The organism is Paenibacillus glacialis (assembly GCF_001637205.1).
Classification (GTDB): Bacteria; Bacillota; Bacilli; order Paenibacillales; family Paenibacillaceae; genus Paenibacillus_AQ; species Paenibacillus_AQ glacialis.
Window position 1 is genome coordinate 113,652 of record NZ_LVJH01000022.1, and the last position, 19,260, is coordinate 132,911.

The 19,260-nt window shown below is 42.0% G+C and carries 18 protein-coding genes; 10 read left to right on the forward strand and 8 right to left on the reverse strand.

All coding sequences use genetic code 11. The features are described 5' to 3' along the window. Positions 1-88: 88 nt before the first annotated feature. The 7 genes from PGLA_RS13205 (at position 89) to PGLA_RS13235 (ending at position 6,812) form a co-directional block, all read left to right on the forward strand. The gene (locus tag PGLA_RS13205) at positions 89-1,069 is read left to right on the forward strand and encodes an ABC transporter ATP-binding protein (protein ID WP_068533414.1); all 981 of its coding nucleotides are present in this window, start codon (positions 89-91) and stop codon (positions 1,067-1,069) included. Then, entirely contained in the window at positions 1,066-1,872 is an 807-nt protein-coding gene (locus tag PGLA_RS13210; RefSeq protein ID WP_068533416.1) for an ABC transporter permease, read from the forward strand. The genes PGLA_RS13205 and PGLA_RS13210 overlap by 4 nt, the downstream gene beginning before the upstream one ends. A 3-nt stretch (positions 1,873-1,875) precedes the next feature. Then, positions 1,876-2,685, forward strand: coding sequence for an ABC transporter permease (locus tag PGLA_RS13215; RefSeq protein ID WP_068533418.1), 810 nt, complete (start codon positions 1,876-1,878; stop codon positions 2,683-2,685). Positions 2,686-2,733: 48 nt separating this feature from the next. Then, complete coding sequence (locus PGLA_RS13220; RefSeq protein WP_068533420.1) at positions 2,734-4,014, forward strand: ATP-grasp domain-containing protein; 1,281 nt, start codon at positions 2,734-2,736, stop codon at positions 4,012-4,014. A 155-nt stretch (positions 4,015-4,169) separates the two neighbouring features. Continuing rightward, positions 4,170-5,264 carry a hypothetical protein gene (locus PGLA_RS13225; protein ID WP_068533422.1) on the forward strand — a complete coding sequence of 365 codons (1,095 nt, stop codon included), beginning with the start codon at positions 4,170-4,172 and terminating at the stop codon, positions 5,262-5,264. Between the two features lie 69 nt (positions 5,265-5,333). Continuing rightward, on the forward strand, positions 5,334-5,636 hold the full coding sequence (locus PGLA_RS13230) for an acyl carrier protein (protein ID WP_068533424.1): 303 nt from the start codon (positions 5,334-5,336) through the stop codon (positions 5,634-5,636). Between the two features lie 3 nt (positions 5,637-5,639). Next, on the forward strand, positions 5,640-6,812 hold the full coding sequence (locus PGLA_RS13235) for a radical SAM protein (protein WP_068533426.1): 1,173 nt from the start codon (positions 5,640-5,642) through the stop codon (positions 6,810-6,812). Positions 6,813-7,011: 199 nt separating this feature from the next. Here PGLA_RS13235 and PGLA_RS13240 read toward each other — a convergent pair whose 3' ends face one another. Further along, positions 7,012-7,686: an NAD(P)H-dependent oxidoreductase gene (locus PGLA_RS13240; RefSeq protein WP_068533428.1), complete on the reverse strand. Its 675-nt coding sequence runs from the start codon at positions 7,684-7,686 to the stop codon at positions 7,012-7,014. A 144-nt stretch (positions 7,687-7,830) separates the two neighbouring features. Here PGLA_RS13240 and PGLA_RS13245 point away from each other — a divergent pair, with 144 nt between their 5' ends. Continuing rightward, positions 7,831-8,223 (forward strand): winged helix-turn-helix transcriptional regulator, encoded by a 393-nt coding sequence (locus PGLA_RS13245; protein WP_068533430.1) that lies wholly within the window; start codon positions 7,831-7,833, stop codon positions 8,221-8,223. Positions 8,224-8,987: 764 nt separating this feature from the next. Beyond that, positions 8,988-10,730 carry a fibronectin type III domain-containing protein gene (locus PGLA_RS13250; protein WP_068533558.1) on the forward strand — a complete coding sequence of 581 codons (1,743 nt, stop codon included), beginning with the start codon at positions 8,988-8,990 and terminating at the stop codon, positions 10,728-10,730. A gap of 109 nt (positions 10,731-10,839) precedes the next feature. Here the strand turns inward: PGLA_RS13250 and PGLA_RS13255 are convergent, their stop codons facing one another. The 7 genes from PGLA_RS13255 to udk form a co-directional block, all read right to left on the reverse strand. After that, complete coding sequence (locus PGLA_RS13255; protein WP_068533432.1) at positions 10,840-11,805, reverse strand: ABC transporter ATP-binding protein; 966 nt, start codon at positions 11,803-11,805, stop codon at positions 10,840-10,842. Beyond that, positions 11,798-12,781 (reverse strand): ABC transporter ATP-binding protein, encoded by a 984-nt coding sequence (locus tag PGLA_RS13260; protein WP_068533434.1) that lies wholly within the window; start codon positions 12,779-12,781, stop codon positions 11,798-11,800. Before PGLA_RS13260 ends, PGLA_RS13255 begins: the two co-directional genes overlap by 8 nt. Before the next feature lie 13 nt (positions 12,782-12,794). Further along, positions 12,795-13,721 (reverse strand): oligopeptide ABC transporter permease, encoded by a 927-nt coding sequence (opp4C, locus tag PGLA_RS13265; RefSeq protein WP_068533435.1) that lies wholly within the window; start codon positions 13,719-13,721, stop codon positions 12,795-12,797. Positions 13,722-13,734: 13 nt separating this feature from the next. After that, positions 13,735-14,691, reverse strand: a complete 957-nt coding sequence (locus PGLA_RS13270; RefSeq protein ID WP_068533438.1) for an ABC transporter permease — start codon at positions 14,689-14,691, stop codon at positions 13,735-13,737. A 54-nt stretch (positions 14,692-14,745) separates the two neighbouring features. Beyond that, positions 14,746-16,467, reverse strand: coding sequence for an ABC transporter substrate-binding protein (locus PGLA_RS13275; protein WP_068533440.1), 1,722 nt, complete (start codon positions 16,465-16,467; stop codon positions 14,746-14,748). Positions 16,468-16,736: 269 nt separating this feature from the next. Next, on the reverse strand, positions 16,737-17,648 hold the full coding sequence (locus PGLA_RS13280; RefSeq protein WP_068533442.1) for an ArsR/SmtB family transcription factor: 912 nt from the start codon (positions 17,646-17,648) through the stop codon (positions 16,737-16,739). A gap of 279 nt (positions 17,649-17,927) precedes the next feature. Further along, complete coding sequence (gene udk / locus PGLA_RS13285) at positions 17,928-18,554, reverse strand: uridine kinase (RefSeq protein WP_068533445.1); 627 nt, start codon at positions 18,552-18,554, stop codon at positions 17,928-17,930. A gap of 408 nt (positions 18,555-18,962) precedes the next feature. Here udk and PGLA_RS27430 point away from each other — a divergent pair, with 408 nt between their 5' ends. Further along, positions 18,963-19,145: an FtsW/RodA/SpoVE family cell cycle protein gene (locus tag PGLA_RS27430; RefSeq protein WP_161487895.1), complete on the forward strand. Its 183-nt coding sequence runs from the start codon at positions 18,963-18,965 to the stop codon at positions 19,143-19,145. The last annotated feature ends 115 nt before the right edge of the window (positions 19,146-19,260 follow it).

Consider the following 19,260-nt stretch of genomic DNA (forward strand, 5'->3'; position numbering starts at 1 on the left):
GACGACACTTTATTACAATTAATGCAAGTTATGGTATTTAATAAAATTGCAACAATGTTAAGTCTACTGCCGGAGAGAAGGAATGTTGATGGGAAACGCTATTGAAGTCAATCATCTGGTGAAAAGTTTTGAGTATTACAAGAAAGATATTGGGATGAAGCAATCGCTCAAAAACTTATTTTTTCGTAAAAAACTGGTGAAAGAAGCGGTTAATGACGTGTCTTTCTCTATTGCAGAAGGCGAAATGGTTGGTTTTCTTGGTCAGAATGGAGCAGGGAAGACCACTACTCTCAAGATATTATCTGGCATCCTGCACCCTACCGCAGGGAATGTAAGTGTTTTTGGATACACGCCATGGGAGCGCAAGAAACAATTCAAACAAATATTTTCGATTGTTATGGGTCAGAAAAGCCAACTCTGGCCTGATTTACCGGCTGGAGAGTCCATTTTCCTGAATAAGTGTATTTACCAGGTATCTGACGAGGATTATCACCGAACGCTTGATGAGTTGTCTGAACTGTTGGATGTGAAGGAATTACTGGGTGTACAGGTACGCAGACTCTCCTTTGGAGAGCGGATGAAGATGGAGCTGATTGCCTCCTTGATTCATAGGCCCAAGCTGATGTTTCTGGATGAGCCGACGATTGGGCTAGATATTATCTCTCAACGAGCCGTCCGTAATTTCCTGAAATATTATAATGAGCAATATCATGCTACGATCATATTAACAAGTCATTATATGAAGGACATTGAGGATCTCTGTCCGAGGGCCATTCTGATTAATGCAGGCAGTATTGTATACGATGGTGAACTTAAAAAGATTAATGCGTATCATGATGAGAGAAAACTGATCAAGCTGCACTTTTCTGAACGGATTTCATCGGAACCGCTGAGAGCGTTCGGTGAAGTGAAAGAGTTTGATGGCTACTACGCTGTAATTGAGGTGGGAAAAGAAGAAGCCCGAATATGCTTGCACCAGTGTTTGGACAGGTTTCCTGTTATGGATTTCACAATTGAGGATCTGACGATTGAAGATGGAATTGTCGAACTTTATAGAGGTAGCGCATGATCAGGAATAAATATGTTGTTGCTTTTCGTATTGGATTTCAAAGCTCACTAGAGTATCGATTTAATTTCTTTCTCTCCCTGATAAGTGCGGTCTTTCCGATGATTGTGCAATATTATATGTGGACAGCGGTATATGCCAATGCTGGAGAGAGTTCCATATTCGGATATTCTTATCGTGAAATGATTATGTACACCATTTTAGCGGCTGTTATCTCGAAGCTCGTAATTACTAATATTGAATACTCTATCGCTGAAGATATAAAGAGTGGGGGGTTGAATAAATATATTATCCAGCCAATCTATTATTTTGGTTTTAGAATCAGCTCCTATATTGGACAACGTTTAATTTACTTCGTAATATCCCTGTTCATCATCTTTGCTTTAACCTACGCATTAAATACTTTCTATAACCTACATACGGAAGAAGAACGAATGATCATCTTTTGCCTTTCCTTAATCCTGTCTATTATTCTTAGCTTTATGATTTCTTACGCAATCTGTGCCTGTGCTTTCTGGTTATCCGAGATATCTTACTTTTTCGTGGTTACCAGTTTACTGATTAATATTATGAGTGGTGGAATATTCCCATTGGATATTTTTGGAGAGAGGTTGCAGCAGTTATTTCGATTTATGCCCTTTCATTATATGATTTACTTTCCTGTCAATGTATTGAATGGAAAAATATCAGGGGAGTTGATCTGGCAGGGAATTATCGGGCAGGGTGTATGGATCGCTCTGCTGATGCTGATTTGCCATTTGGTCTGGAAGTGGGGGATGAAAAGGTATTTAGGGCTAGGAGGCTGACCATTGAACTTTGTCATTGAACTGCGAAGACATCTCTACATCCTTGCATTATTCGCTAAAAACTCAGTCATTTCACAGATGGAATACCGAGCTAATTTTATTACAGGAATATTTGTGGAAGCAGCCTTCCTTATGGCTAAGCTCCTGTATGTGGTCGTCGTGTACAAAACCAACCTACATATCGATGGTTTGATGCCAGATGCTATCCTGATGTTTATGGGGACCCATATACTGCTCACAGGGATATATATGGGATTGTTCTTCAACAATTTTCAACGATTAACTGAATATGTCCGCAGTGGAATGCTCGATTTAATGATAGTCAAGCCCATCTCGCTGCAATTTCTGGTCTCGGTAAGGTACATCGAGGTGGGCATGCCGATTCCGAATATTATTGCAGGGTCGGTCATGGTCGCAATAGGCTGGAGTGCTTCTGAAATTCCATTTACAGTTCTCAATGTGGCTTTATTTATTGCCTTTATGTTCATAGCTACGATCTTAACGTACTGTATCATGATTATCCCCTCTCTGTTGTCGTTCTGGTTTGTGAATACATCGGCAGCCAGCGAGGTTTCCTATTCGGTATGGGACGCAAACAATATGCCGTATATGATCTACAACAAATGGATTCAGCGTATTGGTACTTTTTTCATTCCGGTGTTTATTATTACAAACTTCGCACCTCTAGTTGTCCTACATAAACTAACCAGAGTTGAAATCGTTTGGGCTATTTTGGCGCCGATTGTATTTTTCATACTGATTCGCGTTCTATGGAAGCAGGCACTGAAGGTGTATAGTAGTTCAAATCTGTAATCTGTCATGACATATGTATTAACTAGAATAAGATGAGGAGATGAGTCCATGGAAGATAGCAGTATTCACTTGGAACCATTTCGCAGGGCGAGATCTGGATGCGTTCTATGGCATGTGAACATAAATGAAGATCAGCACTGGAATGAGACTGCGCTATTCCCTTCATTTACGAATCTGCAGCAGTTAACGTTAATTGAACAGCAGGAGCAGCAATTGCTTTGGATTGCTGAGCCGCAGGACATCGTTTGGCTTCAGTATCCACCCGATCCACAATTTTTGGAGTATGTGAAGGGTTATCGTGATAAGTTGCCGCAAATCTGTGTTACATCAGATGCGAGCGAGGCGGCTGTATGTGCGTCCAGGTTATCGCCTGAGAAGCTTACCTTCATGCCTTTTATGTTGACCTCAGACTATGTTGCATTAGCTGAACAATATGAATGGGGTTTGATCGATTCCAATGCGGAGTTAGTGAAACACATGAACAGCAAATATGTTACAAGAAGATTGGCTGAAGAAAATGGATTTAGCGTGACACAGGGCAGGTTTTGTAGCAGTCCGGAAGAGTTAATTGAAGCGTACCGTGAAATACGGGATGCCGGATTTGCCAAGGCAGTGCTGAAGCAAGCATACGGATCTTCTGGCAGAGGACTGACGATGATCGAGAATGAGGATAAATTCAGGCAATTGTCTTCGTATATTCGTAAGCGGACAACCTGCTTTGAATTGTTACTGGAAGCTTGGCATCCAATCAAGCACTCTTTAAACGCACAGCTATGGATTGAGCCGGACTCCGTTCATCTGCTTGCGGTTACCGAACAGAGAATAAATGATTACGGAGTATACATCGGTACGAATTATACACCGCATTATGACGCCGCCGTAATGGAAGAATATCGAGCGGAAATGCTGAGGTTGGGAGCCGTACTGAGGCAACGTGGTTATGTAGGAGTTGCCGGCATAGATTCCATCCTTGATGATAAAAACAATCTATATCCGGTCATTGAAATTAACGGAAGATTTACACAGGTTACCTACTTGCTATCTTTCATTGAAACTTTACTTCCTTTCTATAAACATATAGAAAGCCGCTATATTCATTTGGAGACAAGAGATAAGGTCTCCTTTGACGAGATTAAATCGAGATTGGAAGCTGAGCTTCAGCCTGATGCGGAACACCAATTTACCATCTACACATTCGCCTTCTGCAATCAACCACATACGAACCTTTATCGGATCTTTGTTCTATTCTACGGAAATGAAGCTGCTAAATTGAATGATATGCTATATAAGTTTGAGCGTTTCACGATGATCCAGACCTTCTCTTTGTAAGTTAATAAAACTTATGCCCTCTCACACCTTTCAAGATCATCCTAGAGGAATTCCTTATAGTTACATAGATTGAACTAAAGTTTGCGCCCCCAAGGGTTCGTCTTTAGTTCAATCTATATACAACCCCAATATCATATGGAGGGATTTGTTCCTTTATGGAAACTGTAACACTTCTCAGCGCAGGAAATTCACTCGGCGTATATATTCCGGCAAAGCTATTACAATTGCAACTTCAGGGTCAAGGCGTACCGGCTGAGATCTGTATGCTGGAGCATTTGTACAATCAGCAGACGCTGGAGAAAATCCCACGCTACCGCAAGGCCTTCCATGACAGCTTCGCTGTTGCTAAGATGGGCTATAAATTGGCCAAAGACAGCCGCGACAGCCTGGACGAGCATAACGTATCCCTGCTTCTACAGGAATGGAAGCAAGGTGGCAAAAGGAGATTTCTTGCTCTTACCGGGTTCTGGATTCCGATTCTGGAACGCTATCGGGAAATGATGGATTCAGTCGAATTGGACATCCGCTTAATTCGTCTGGATGCAAGCGATACGCCTTCATTCGCGGTATATGGGGAGGCATGTGACCGATTCAATAACGTATGGTTATATCCGACTGGTGAGAATCGGATCGTTCACACCATTTCGGTTAGCGAGGAGGAGCCGATTCCATTTCAGGAAAGGGAGAAACGCTATCTGATTCATGGTGGCGGCTGGGGAATCGGTACATACAAGGACAAAATTACTGAATTGACGGAAAGCGGTATTGCACTTAATATCATCGCTTATTACAACGAGGATATGAAGCCTGAGTCTCATAAGTCTGCATCTCACCGATATTTTATGCTGGATCCGTCATGGAGCCCTTGGCAGCGTAATGCTGTCAACGAATTTGATTTTCCACCGTTTGCAGAAGTTAGTCAGGGGGAGGAATGCATATTCGAAAGCGGCGGCAATTATCCAAAGGTATTCGAGGTAATGCGGCATAGTCTAGGTATTATAAGCAAGCCTGGGGGCGCGACATTGCTGGATTCACTGGCCTCTGCAACGCCTTTAATATTTCTGGAACCCTTCGGAGATCACGAACGGTCGAATGCGCAGCTATGGGAATCGCTTGGATTAGGTATAAGTTATGATGCTTGGAAAGAACAAGATTACGCAGTGAACTTACTAGAGGACATCCATCGCAACCTTCTGAACGCAAAGCATAAGACCTGCAATTTGATGAGTACGATCACGAGGGGGAGGTGATAGATACTGGCGTACAACCTCAAAGTAAAAGCGCTTTAACATGTAGTGCAAATAAAAGGAGGAATTTAAATGATTCAATCCATTATGAATATTTTATGTAATATTAAGGAATCCCCAGAGATGATGTCAACGTTAAATCCGCAGACGAATATTATTCAGGATGTTGGTTTGGATTCATTGCAAATGATCAATTTTGTGCTGGCGATTGAAGATTCCTTTGATCTGGAGATAAATTATGAGACTTTCGACTACGAGCATATGAGCACGATAGAGGCTTTCGCCTCTTTTTTAGAGAAAGAGAAAGCATCGTCAGCTAACGGAGCAAGTAGAGAAGTCATGGAATCATCCAATTTATCAAAGATAGGAGGATAACTCATGCAACCAAAAACAGAGATTAAATTTGACCGAAGTACGTTTCAAAATGTGAAGCGGACGATTCAGAATATGTCTATGGCAAGCAGAGCCCAAAAGCACGACCCAGCGTTCGCATTGGATATTCCTGATGATGTCGGCATCAAGCTGAACAATGGCTGTAATCTGCGCTGTAAGCACTGCTTTGAATGGGCGAATGATGGCTTTCATCACGATATGGCGAAGGATGTTAAAAATCAGGAGATTGAGTTGTCCTTACTTGAGAGTATCCTTGAACAAACTCGTGAGCGAAAATCAAGGTTGTTTATATGGGGTGGTGAACCGCTATTTTACAGTAAGTTTGATGAATTTGCTGACTTGCTAGCCAAGGATCCACGCAATACGACAATCTGCACGAATGCGCTACTTATTGAGCAAAAGCTGGATTCCATTCTGAAAATATCAGAGGATATGACATTGCTGATCAGCCTCGATGGTTTCGAGGTGGAGAATGACGCCATTCGCGGAAAAGGTACTTTCAAGAAGGTTATTCACATGGTGAACATGTTGCTGGAATTGCAGCGGACAGGTGAATATAAGGGCAGAATTTCTATCGGTCTGACCATTAGTGATTCAATGGTAACGAGGCTGTACGAGTTCATGGAGTATTTCGAGAATCTTGGTGTGGATAGCGTATATTTCGTATTCCCTTGGTATATTACTGACGATGTTGCCGTAAAGATGGACGGTTACTATGAAGAACGCTTTTCTTGGCTTGAAGCGGCTCAGCAGCAACAGCGTTATAGCTGGCATTCTTTTTCATTCCGTGTTTCCGAAGAGAATATAGAGCCGCTAATTGCTGAAATTGACCGGATCAATAAGCGAGTATGGCAGAACAGAATCCGTTTTCAACCTGCATTGGAATTAGATGAGGTAAGAGATTTTGTTCTAGGCGCAGAAAAGCCGGCGATGAAGCGCGGTCAATGTTTGTCCATTGCGAACCGGCTGGATGTTATGCCCGATGGACAAGTAAATCCATGCAAGTTCTTCCCTGAGTTTACATTAGGTGATCTCAACGATACCGATCTGAAGGAAGTTTTCCATAGTGAAAATTTCCGAAAGCATAGGGAAGTGCTGGGAGAAGGATTAACGCCAATCTGTTCAAGATGTGTGCTGTTATACAACTATGGTCGTTAACGAATCATTCTGAATAAAATACCCCATTTCTAGTTAAGTCGCAAAAAAAGTGACTTCTGAATTTATCGAGGCCACTGAAAAAGTCACAAAAATTAAGTAGGTATCTTTTGCACAATGTATTGTGCGAAAGATACCTATTTTTTCGTATAATAAAGGAATCAAATTCAGACGAGCGTTCACGATGATTTCAAACCAACTATTACACCCACTGAATCACTTGGTCAGTGGTTTGCCGCGTTTTCGCACGTGGCTCATTCAGGCGATATCCGAAGGCTACCATACAGGAAATTCCGAAATGCTCGGCATCCATGATTCCTTCTTCGGCGAGGATATGCTCAATCTTCTCCTTATTGAAACCCTCCATCGGGCAGGAGTCGATGCCGATTTGGGCGGCAGCAGTCATCATATTACCAAGCGCAAGATAGGTCTGCCGGCAACCCCATTCAAACATCGCCCGTTCATTCTCTTGCAGTCCGAACTCTAATTTCAGGAAATTATCATATACGCTTCCTTTTCCCACCACAACCTCAGCAGGCAATTTCTGCACATTCTTCAACATACCCTGAATATAGTCGGAATCAGCAACCATATCTTTAGGCAACCTTGACAGAATAAGGACAAAATGACTGGAAGTCGTAAGCTGTTTTTGGGCTCCCCAAGCGTAAGGGTGTAGCTTCTCGCGGATCTCCTGGCTCTGCACAACGACAAACCGCCATGGTTCAAAACCAAACGAACTTGGTGACAATCGTCCAGTTTCCAGAATAAATTGGAAGTCGGAATCGCTAATTTTTTTGCTGCTATCAAATTCTTTAGTTGCGTGTCTAAATTGGTAGGCAGACAAGATTTCATTCTTGGTTGTTGTCAATGTTTCCATCGTTCATACTCCCTTTCTTGGCATACGTTAAGTTTGACTGGTTGCCAATCACAAGCTTAATATTAGAGTATATATCGCATATTTAGAAGTACGCACATTAATGTTGTATAGTATACAAAATGATACTATGGGAGTGAAATAGCTATGCGCAATCGGAAAGGTGGCTTCGGGGATTGTCCTGGAGGCGACAAGCAGGCCTGCCCTGTAGAATTTACACTGGACGTCATCGGAGGCAAATGGAAGGGGATTCTCTTATATCATCTAATGGAGGGCACGAAGCGATTTAATGAATTTCGCCGAATAAGCCCGGGAATTACCCAACGTATGCTGACGCTGCAGCTCCGGGAATTGGAAGAGGACGGCGTGGTCCATCGCGAGGTCTATCATCAGGTACCTCCGAAAGTCGAATACTCTCTAACCGAATTTGGGAAAACGCTAATTCCGATTATTAAGCTCATGAAAGAATGGGGCGAGGAGTACCGGACGAAACAGCTTTCCGCAGAAAGCTGCCTAGAAGCAACAGATAAAAAATTGTAGGTAAAAGCTAAACCGTTATTTTTCTCCATTAAAGAACACTTCAGATTTATTTCTATGCTCATCCGTTACCTGACCTGAATTGCTCTAATACCTGCCGTTCGAAAGGAATAGATTTGGTTTAGCCAGAGATTAAACTTCATAGAAATACTCTCTTTCGATCATGGATAAAACGTAAATATTAGGAGGCTATAAGCATGAGGGTCCGTTGATCCATCATGCTTATAGCCTATTTAAGTGTTAAAAAATGTAAATAAATTGCATCTATAGATCTATAGACCAGTGTGAGCCCATCCATTACAATTACTCTAAGTCATAAATGTGACAAATTATTGAACGCCTTAAATTGCAGTAAATTGGGTAGATGTCATACATAAGTAAAACCAAAAGAACATCACTCTTACCCGATAAGATGTAAGCGTTGCCAGCATTCTCCCTCTAAGTGTTACGTTCATTCAATCCACTCTATTTCCTTTCCCGAGACGATTACACCGCTGAGTTATCTCTGAACAACAACTCTCGTTCTTTTGAGGATTATCTCTTTGCCATCGCTCTGTACTTGCTACTCTTCTTTTGAATATTCACATAACATTCGCGTGATGCTCCTGTGCATGCTGCACATTTAATATACTCTGCGTCTATGGCACTGCCTGCTACTTGCTTAACTTCTACTCTTACATGATGTATTTCTTGTGAATGGGAGGTGTTGTTTGCTATTGCTTGTTGGCCCTAAGAAGGTCAAGAAAAAAATGTGGGAGGCGATTGATATGAGAAAATTATTCATGGGAAGAGTAAAAGGATTCAGAAGAGCACTTCCGCTTATGATTATTTTAGTTGTATTTGTTGGACTGTTGCCGTCTATGGCTTTTGCTGCTGACAGGGGGGCATGGGCGCCTAATGTATCTTATGCGGTAAATGATACGGTTACGTATGGTGGCAACACGTATAAGGATATTCAACCCCACACGTCTCTGACAGGTTGGGAACCACCTAGTGTACCTGCTCTTTGGCAACTCGTTCCTGGAGGAGGTAGTGATACCCAAGCACCTTCCACTCCTGCTAATCTACAAGCGACAGGTACCACAACATCCAGTATAACGCTGGCATGGAATGCTTCAACGGATAATGTCGGCGTAACTAGTTATGATGTCTATCAGGGTTCCACGCTACTCAGTAATGTCTCGGGAAGCACACTCACTTATACAAATACAGGACTCAGCGCGAATACAACTTATACGTATAAAATAAAAGCAAAGGATGCAGCAGGTAACGTGTCTGCTTTCAGCAACCAAATTAGTGCGACAACGGATGTTGTCGTAGGTGGAGATACGCAAGCACCGACGGTTCCAACGAATCTTACTGTCACGGAGACCACTTCTTCCAGTGTTTCATTGTCTTGGACGGCATCCACGGATAATGTAGGTGTCACGGGGTATGACGTCTACAAAGGTACAACGTTTGTACAGACAGTAACAGGTACAACTGCTACGGTGACAGGGCTCGCAGTTAGCACTGCGTATTCTTTTTCAATCGTAGCTAAGGATGCCGCAGGTAATGTTTCTGCTGGAAGTCCAGCAGTTAGTGCAACAACTCAAGGTGGAGGCGGAGGCCAGCTGCCGAAACATATCCTGACAGGTTACTGGCATAATTTCATAAACAATTCTTCAAATATTAAAGTGAGCGAAATTCCAAGTCAATATGATATTATCGTTCTGTCTTTTGCAGATATGGACGTTACGAAACCGGGTGGAGTTACCTTCAATGTTAATTCTTCATTATCTACTGCTCTTGGCGGTTATACCAACGCTGACTTGATTAGCGATATACAGGCCAAGCGCGCACAAGGTAAAAAGGTTATTCTGTCTATTGGTGGGGAGAACGGCAATATTAATCTAGGTAGCGCATCACCGAATGTATCTAATTTCGTTACCAGCATGTACGGTCTGATTACACAGTTCGGATTGGATGGTATTGATATCGATCTGGAGAATGGCATGAACGTGCCGAACTTAACGACAGCGGTTCGTCAGCTCCAGCAACAGGTGGGCGCAGGTTTCATTCTGACCATGGCTCCGCAAACGATCGACATGCAAAACCAAAGTACATCCTATATGCAGCTCTACAATAATCTGAAGGACATCACTACGGTTGTGAATGTGCAGTATTACAATTCAGGTTGTATGCTGGGTCGGGATGGACAATGTTATTCCCAAGGAACAGTTAACTTCTTGACAGCCCTTTCCGATTTGACGCTGCAATGGATTGCACCTTCACAATTTGGACTGGGCGCCCCGGCCGTACCTTCTGGAGCTGGCGGTGGATATGTCTCACCTAGTGTTGTGAACAATGCGTTGAATTGCTTAGCGACAGGCAATGGTTGTGGAACATACAAACCAGTAGCCAAATACCCGGATATTCGTGGTGCGATGACGTGGTCCATTAACTGGGATAAGACTAGCAATTATATTTTTGCGAATACAGTCAAACCTTTCTTAGTAACGATGCCATAACAATAGCTAAGGAATCCTCAGAACTCTTTCGAATGATGGTAACCTTCGGACTTCATCCTGCCATTTGCATAATGAAAAAGGAGTTTACACGTGGTGTAAACTCCTTTTTCTATACTAAATGACAAGCGACATGATGTTGACTGCCTACTTCGCGGAATTCTGGTATCTGATGCTTACAAATGTCCACTGCATAAGGACACCGAGTGTGGAATTTACAGCCAGATGGTGGATTCGCAGGACTAGGAATATCGCCCTTAAGGACAATCCGATCTCTCTTAAGCTTCGGAATTGGAACAGGTACAGCCGAAAGAAGGGCTTTAGTATAAGGATGAAGCGGGTTACGAAATAGTTCATCTCTAGAAGCTGTCTCCACCATAGAACCTAAATACATAACACCAATTCTAGAACACAAATGTTCTACAACACTTAGGTCATGGGATATGAATAAATAGGCTAATCCGCGTGTCTCTTGTAACTTACTGAATAGGTTAATGATTTGTGCTTGAATGGAAACATCTAGCGCAGATACTGGTTCGTCAGCAATAATGAGCTCGGGATTAAGAACGAGCGCACGAGCTATACCAATCCGCTGACGTTGTCCGCCCGAGAATTCGTGGGGGAATCGATCGATATGGTAAGAGGACAAGCCACATGAGACAAGAGCGTCCAATACCCGATCACGAACTTCTCCTTTTGACGTTAATCCGTGGTCTAATAAGGCTTCACCGATGGCATCGCCGACACGAACTCTTGGGTTAAGTGAACTATATGGATCTTGGAAAATTAATTGCATTTTGGGCCGGATCGCACGTAGCTCAGATGGACTTAGATTGTGAATATCTAATCCTTTAAACTTAATTTCGCCTTCTGTCTTATCCGTAAGACGTAGAATGGTACGACCTACAGTGCTTTTACCGCTTCCAGATTCACCAACTAGACCGAAAGTTTCACCTGGTTGAAGCGTAATGCTAATATCGTCTACTGCTTTAACATGACCTACGGTACGGTTGAGTAAACCTTTGGTAATCGGGAAATATTTCTTTAAATGATTAACTTCAAGTAATGGTTCAGACATGAGCAACCGCCTCCTCATAGAGCCAGCAAGCCACTTTTTGTTGCGTGCCAACTTCTTGTAACTGCGGCTGTTTCGTCTGACAAATGGACATACATTGCTCACAGCGATCATGGAAATAGCAAGATTCTTGTAAATCAAGCGGATTGGGCACCTGACCAGGGATCGAATATAACTCTTCGAGTCGTTGATTAATAATAGGTTTGGATTTCAGAAGGCCCTTCGTATATGGATGTTTAGGTCGTTCGAATAGCTCGACAACTTCACCTTCTTCAACGATTTTGCCAGAATACATCACGATTACGTAATCAGCCATTTCAGCCACGACACCAAGATCATGTGTAATAAGTAGAATAGACATATTCGAGTTTGTTTTAATGTCACGAAGCATATCTAGAATTTGAGCTTGTATCGTCACATCAAGTGCTGTGGTAGGTTCATCTGCGATCAATAGTTTTGGATTACAGGAGATTGCGATTGCAATCATTATCCGCTGTAACATTCCTCCGCTAAGTTCATGCGGATAAGAATCAGCAATTTGCTCAGGACGAGAAATGCCGACTTGTTCTATTAATTCAATGGCACGTGTACGTGCCTGCTTCTTACTCATCTTCAAATGAATAATCAGTGGCTCCATAATCTGCTCACCAATCTTCATGACGGGATTCAGCGAGGACATGGGTTCTTGAAAAATCATGGCGATTTCATTTCCACGAATACTTCGTAAACTATGTTTATCCAACTTCAGCAAATCTTCGCCACTGAAATCGATCTTACCGGAGATAACCTTACCTCCGGGTTCCTCTACCAAACCCATAATCGACATTGCGGTGACGCTTTTACCACAGCCTGATTCCCCTACAATGCATACGGTCTGTCCAAGAGGTACTCGAAAACTAACATCATCAACGGCTTTAACAGCACCTTCTTCGGTATAAAAGTACGTACTAAGGTGATCTATCTCAATTGAATTGTCCACGGGCTGTATTCACCTACCTCTTCTGTTTAGGATCGAGTACATCTCTAAGTCCGTCGCCGAATATGTTAATAGCTATAACCGTAGCAAATATCGAGAATCCTGGTGGAATCCACAGCCATGGACGCTCTTGGAAATCGATCATATTGTTAGCAGCATCGATCATATTTCCCCATGTTGGGGTTGGAGGCATTACGCCGAGACCGAAGAAGCTAAGGACAGATTCACTAAGAATCGCCCCCCCGATATTTAGAGTGGCAATTACGATTAATAAGGGCACGATATTCGGTAATAAATGATTAAATAACTTGCGGCGGTCACGTAATCCAAGGACTACGGCAGCCTGCATGAATTCACGTTCACGAAGACTAAGCATCTGTCCTCGTACCATTCGAGCGAGTCCCGGCCAACCCACGAAGCTTAACATCAGCATAACGATGTACATGCGATAATCCGTTGGAATTTTCCACTCGGATAACAAAGCACCGAATATGAATAGTAGCGGAAGACTTGGAATCGTTAACAGTAAGTCAGCAATACGCATAATAATCTGATCGACAATGCCACGATAATATCCAGCTAGTGCACCAAGCAAAGAACCGATAAATACCGAGAGCATCATCGACGCTAGACCCACAGTTAGAGATATTCGTCCGGCAAGTAACACACGTGTCAACACATCTCGACCTAGTGCATCTGTACCCAGCCAATGCTTTAAATGAGGCGCTTTGTTCATCATCGCCATATTGATTTTGTTATCCGTGTACGGAGAGAATAAGGGACCGATGAAGCAAGCCACAAACATCAAGATCACGACGACAAAGCCAGATACAGCTAGCTTATTTTTGCTTAATTTACGTATCGATTGTCTGAATAATGAAGATTTCACAGGTGAATCCTTGGTTCTCTTAGCGTTCACCAATTTAGTTGGAGTCGTTATCATAGCTCAAGCCTCCTCACTGTAATCGGACACGCGGATCGGCGACATGGTACAAAATGTCCGATATAAGCGTTCCGAGGACGGTCAGAATAGCAATAAACATCGTGAATCCCATGAGCAAGGGATAATCCCTCAATCCGAAAGATTGCATATAGAGCTGTCCGATTCCCGGCCAATTAAATATTTTCTCAATAATAAGCGATCCTCCAAAGAGTGCTGGAAGTTCGAATCCAACGAGTGTAATAGCCGGCAGAAGCGCATTACGAAGCGCATGTGTGAATAGCACCTTACGCTCTGTAAGTCCTTTAGCCCGAGCTGTACGTATATAATCTTGTTTAATGACGTCGATCATGTTACTGCGGAAATAACGAGTTAATGACCCTACACCAAGTAGCGTCATGACAACGACAGGAAGCGTCATATGATGGATGACTTCCTTCAGATAAGCAATACCTGTTGCGTTACTTCCGGTCGTAAGCATGCCACCCGGAGGTAGCCATTTCAAATCAACAGCCAGTATTTTAATAAGAAATAAGCCGATAAAGAAAGATGGAATAGACATGGCTGCGAAGATAGCCACCATAACGAGTGTATCGAACCAAGAATATTGCTTATACGCAGAAATAACCCCTACGATAACTGCAATGACCCATGTCAGAAATGTGGATACGACAGCTAGCAAAAAGGAATTCCATATATACTCGTTAAATAGCTGAAGAACCGGTTTTTGTTGAGCTAGAGAAAATCCAAAATCACCACGAAAGGCATTAGACATCCATATCCCGTAACGTTCGAGTAGAGGTTTATTTAAGCCGTAGATATCTCTAAGCTCAGCTTTACGTTCTGGTGTTAATTTAATATTCCCGCTAATGAAGTCTCCGGGTGTCAGTGCATATAGGCAAAATATGAGTAATGAAGCAGCAAATAAAATCAGAAACATATAGATCAATCTTTTCGATAAATAAGTGCTCATGATCGACTCCTTATGTTGGCAGCCCCTGCCATCAAGACAGGGGCTGCCTATTTTCTACTTCAGGGACCAATTAGGAAGACTGCCTGCAAGACCAATGAAAGGACTCACAGTAAGATTCTCAATCCGGCCATTGTATGCATACACGGTTTTCTTATAACTTGTAAAAATAACAGGTAGCTCATCATTTAAAAGTTGGTATATTTCCGTGTATATTTTTTTGCGTTCTTCGATATCGGTTGTAGCGAGTCCTTTGTCATACAACTCTTTGAATTTAGGATTGTCATAGCCTTTAATTTCTCCATCTACGAATTGAAGGAGACCATCCGATGGATCAGTAAGCATTGGTGTAGAGAAGGATACGAGGTCGTAGTCTCCACCTTCAACTTTGGACACTAGGGAGTTAAAGTCTGCGAATACTTCAGGTTCGAACTTTATGCCAAGCGCTTGGAAATTTTCTTTCGCTACAGCGATGAATATATCTGTGTTCTTACTCTTGGAACCTAGGTAGTGAATGGATAGCGGTTTACCATCTTTCTCACGGATACCACCAGCTCCAACGATCCAACCTGCTCCATCAAGTAGTTCCTTCGCTTTCTCAGGATCATAGTTGTAAGGATTAATGCCTTCTTCCGTGTAGGACCATGATATCGGTGAAGCTGGGATATTCGCAACGGAACCTGCACCTTGGCTTGCATCAACATAAATACTTTTGCGATCAAGACCATATGTAATCGCCTGTCTTACCGCTTTATCCTTAAGCTGTTCATGCTCTAAGTTCGCTTGTAAATAACCGTACGAACTTGGTGTATAAGGAATAACGTTTAGGTAGCCTAATCCTTTTAGCTTGTCGATGTTTTCTTGTGTTGCACTAAAGGAAGCGTAGTCCACCTCGCCAGTCTCAACGAACTGCCACACGTCACCTTCTGTCGTTTTATATATGAAATGTTCAGTAGCAGGTTTTCCTTTGTAATAATATTCATTGGCTACGAATCGAACTTCTTGACCAGGAATGAACTTCTCTAACGTGTAAGGACCGTTACCTACTGGTTTCTCATGAAGTTTCTTGATGTAATCTAACTGACCGAATTTATAATCCTTACCATAATAGGCTTTAGACAACACATTCGAACCAAGTGTTACTAAGGCTGTGGCATTAGGCTTCTCTAATGTAACGGAAATCGTCTTCGGATCAGTGACTTTTATGCCTGTAATGGTTGTAGCTGTACCCGCTTTATAGGCTGCACCGCCTACAATATTTAGAGTAAGTACTTGGGAATCTCCGTCATACGCCTTATCGTGTAGGATTGTCCATGTAAAGGCTACATCATCTGCCGTTAGAGGTGATCCATCGCTGAATTTCAAGTCACTTTTGAGATGGAAGGTGTAAGTGAGCGCATCGTCAGATATATCGTAACTTTCTGCAAGCTCAGGAACAGGGAGTCCCTTTTCATTTACATTTACAAGGGATGCGTATAGTAAGGAGGATACATTTCCGTCATATCCACTTTGTTGAAAATAGGGTGTGAATGCGCCACTTGGATCCGTTAGTCCAACAATGATGGTATCTGTACGTTTTTGTGCGACAGCAGGAAGCTTGGATAAGTCAGTTGCTGTGAAAGGTTCTGTAAGACCAACAGTAGCAGCAAGAGTGTCCTGAGTTTTAGTGTCCACAGGTTTGCTAGCAGAATTACTATTGCTATTGTTATTCGAGCAAGCTGATACCAACAATGAACTAGCAATCAGTAACGACGTTAATAAAAAAATACCTCTTTTCATGGTTTCATCCCCATATCCCTATAAATTTTTGATATATCTTTAAATGATAATTCCGATCCGTTAAGTATGATTAACGTTCGATAAGGTATATTATAGAAACTAAATTCAGTTCTGTAAATAGAGAACTGTTAAATATTTCTTCGCGAAGAGAAGTTTATGATATTTTAGCGAAAAAAAATAAGCCTATTCACTCTTTGAAATGTACCCTTTGTAAAGGTCAATTTACTTTTTGGAGTGAGAAGACTTAGTCTTTCAATCGGTTTATGTGGTTATGGTTGCAAATAATCGAGTATTTGGTTATTCATATGACGAATTCCTTCAAGTCGCAGACTATAATCCGTTACATTCTCCCCTTCGATATACGCATGCAGTAAACCTGAACTGCGAAGATTGAATATATGATCATGAACAATACCCTTGGATAACCCTGCACTTTTTACGATTTCCGTAAAGGTCTTACGTTCACCGTGTAGAGATTGCAATATCTTTAATCTACTTTTTTCCCCTAAACTTCGGATCGTCCGATACATATATGCCGATATATCATTCTCTTCTCCAAGTGATATCCTGGATGCATACTGGCATAACGTCAATTTCCCATAAGAGTAGATAATATTAGCAGGTTGGAAATGATACTGGGGCACAAGTACCACGGTTTCTAAGCCTTCTACAGGAACGAAATAAAAACCATTTGTTGTTGTATTCACAACTTCTGAGGTATTCTGACTTTGCGCTAATTCAAGCTTTTTATCATCGGAGTGTTGTTGTAAAGCTTCCAAGATGGTGGGACTACATCGACTGAAATACTGAAGATTCCATTCATATAGCAGATACATGATCTGGTTGCGGTAATCGTTCATATTACTCGGAAATATCTTTACATATTCGGAGAGAGCTTCATAGATTTGGCCTATGGATAGTCCTTCAATCCATTTAAGAACGCTTGTTACACTCTCCTTATGTGGACATAAATGAATGAGCAAGTACAATGTTTTCCAATCATTATTTAATTCCGTTGCCTCTAAGCGAGAGGAAAGTTCTGCGTTTAACTGATTTTCTGTTTCCTTGGCCCATGAGGAGCCTAATTCAGTCTTTTTATGAGATTTTTTGCAAATAAACGAATGTAAGCTGTTCATCAACTCGTGAATAGGATGAAATTGTATCTCCACATGGTATGTCATCGTACACCTCCAGATCTAATCTCTGATAATCCGTTACAGCGTTAATGTCTTAATCTTATGGTATAGGATAGGAAATGTGCAAGTTCTTCTGGGTAAGCTCAGTCTGGCATATGTAACCGTGTAAAAATAATAAAAAAGACTGTCGAGTGTGTTCTCGACAGTCACATGTAAATATGAAAGGTGCCGACTGCGCTCCGTACTGCCGGCACCTCCAAAAATCCGCTCGAATCATAGTTGGGTTAACATTTCACGTTAAAAGCGTTGCCAAGAAAATATGGCTTATACCTGGCCGCCATTTTTTAAGTATTTCTCGGTCAGAATAGATAACATTTGAATGCCAACTTCATTGTGTCCACCTTGAGGAATGATCAAGTCTGCATATTTCTTAGATGGCTCGATGAACGCTTCGTGCATCGGCTTCACCGTATTCAAATATTGATTGTGGATCGACCGTATCGTACGGCCGCGTTCTTCGATATCTCGAAGTACTCGACGTAGGATTCGAACATCTGGATCGGTATCGACGAATACCTTGATGTCGAGCGTGTTTCGCAGGTTCTCATCGGATAGTAGATGAAGCCCTTCGATAATGACGATATTATTCGGTTTAAGTTCTACCGTTTCGATCACGGAACGAGCATGAACCGTGAAATCATATACAGGAGCGTGTGCGGTCTGGCCACTTTTTAGACAACTGAGATGTTCAATGAGCAGTTCATTGTCAAAAGCGAGCGGATGATCGTAATTGATCGATTCGCGTTCTGCCATGCTGAGATGTGAATGGTCTTTATAGTAGTTATCTTGAGATATAAAAGTCATTTTATCTGATCCAAGACGTTCAATGACGGAGCGTGCTACCGTTGTTTTACCGGAGCCGGTTCCGCCTGCGATACCGATAATTAGCATGGCGATTCAATAAACCTCCCTTAATGATTGCCGTTGCGCAATTTTAATATTGTAGCACAGCGTTAACAATTTTTCACCTTAGAATGACGCTATCTACGGGATAACGTGACAAATTGATGTACTGACGTGTACTGACCGCATTTTCAAAGGTTAAAGGGCAATAACCCTAATATGGAATACTTGACCAATTTCTATACACACTATATCGTTTCGCAACATTTTTTACGATGATTTTGCTCCTCAATAACTGAATCGGATATTATTGCTTGTACAAAGCTTTCACTTTAAGGTGGGATAAATTGTTGACCTATATATACTGGACAAAATAGCGAGCTTGCTATATCTAATACCTAGAATACATAGGCATAGTGATTCAAGGTATCGAATGTTCTTCACTCGAATCGAGCTGTGAGGGAGCCCTATGGGAGAGCCCTTGGTATGGGGCTGGCAGGAATGCTTAGCTTCCAGATGGGTTATAGTTTGTTGATGTCACTCGGTATAGTGCCTATCATGGGAATACCTTTTCCTTTCCTGAGTATCGGAAGTAGTCATATCATTATCGAAATGGCTGTGATGGGTCCGACCTCATGAGGTCGGTTTTTTGTTTAAACCTAAAGAAATATAAGTCTCACGAAATGCTATATTTCTTGCAGAGGAAAGGGATATACTTTTTATATCAAGGATTGATACGAAAAGGAGTTGTATT

Excerpts from the sequence above, each read along its gene's own strand:
- opp4C (WP_068533435.1), bottom strand. The coding sequence starts at position 13,721 with ATGATAACGACTCCAACTAAATTGGTGAACGCTAAGAGAACCAAGGAT.
- PGLA_RS13270 (WP_068533438.1), bottom strand. The coding sequence starts at position 14,691 with ATGAGCACTTATTTATCGAAAAGATTGATCTATATGTTTCTGATTTTA.
- PGLA_RS13240 (WP_068533428.1), bottom strand. The coding sequence starts at position 7,686 with ATGGAAACATTGACAACAACCAAGAATGAAATCTTGTCTGCCTACCAA.
- PGLA_RS13235 (WP_068533426.1), top strand. The coding sequence starts at position 5,640 with ATGCAACCAAAAACAGAGATTAAATTTGACCGAAGTACGTTTCAAAAT.
- udk (WP_068533445.1), bottom strand. The coding sequence starts at position 18,554 with ATGCTAATTATCGGTATCGCAGGCGGAACCGGCTCCGGTAAAACAACG.
- PGLA_RS13220 (WP_068533420.1), top strand. The coding sequence starts at position 2,734 with ATGGAAGATAGCAGTATTCACTTGGAACCATTTCGCAGGGCGAGATCT.
- PGLA_RS13225 (WP_068533422.1), top strand. The coding sequence starts at position 4,170 with ATGGAAACTGTAACACTTCTCAGCGCAGGAAATTCACTCGGCGTATAT.
- PGLA_RS13230 (WP_068533424.1), top strand. The coding sequence starts at position 5,334 with ATGATTCAATCCATTATGAATATTTTATGTAATATTAAGGAATCCCCA.
- PGLA_RS13255 (WP_068533432.1), bottom strand. The coding sequence starts at position 11,805 with ATGTCTGAACCATTACTTGAAGTTAATCATTTAAAGAAATATTTCCCG.
- PGLA_RS13245 (WP_068533430.1), top strand. The coding sequence starts at position 7,831 with ATGCGCAATCGGAAAGGTGGCTTCGGGGATTGTCCTGGAGGCGACAAG.
- PGLA_RS13205 (WP_068533414.1), top strand. The coding sequence starts at position 89 with ATGGGAAACGCTATTGAAGTCAATCATCTGGTGAAAAGTTTTGAGTAT.
- PGLA_RS13280 (WP_068533442.1), bottom strand. The coding sequence starts at position 17,648 with ATGACATACCATGTGGAGATACAATTTCATCCTATTCACGAGTTGATG.
- PGLA_RS13250 (WP_068533558.1), top strand. The coding sequence starts at position 8,988 with ATGAGAAAATTATTCATGGGAAGAGTAAAAGGATTCAGAAGAGCACTT.
- PGLA_RS13210 (WP_068533416.1), top strand. The coding sequence starts at position 1,066 with ATGATCAGGAATAAATATGTTGTTGCTTTTCGTATTGGATTTCAAAGC.
- PGLA_RS13275 (WP_068533440.1), bottom strand. The coding sequence starts at position 16,467 with ATGAAAAGAGGTATTTTTTTATTAACGTCGTTACTGATTGCTAGTTCA.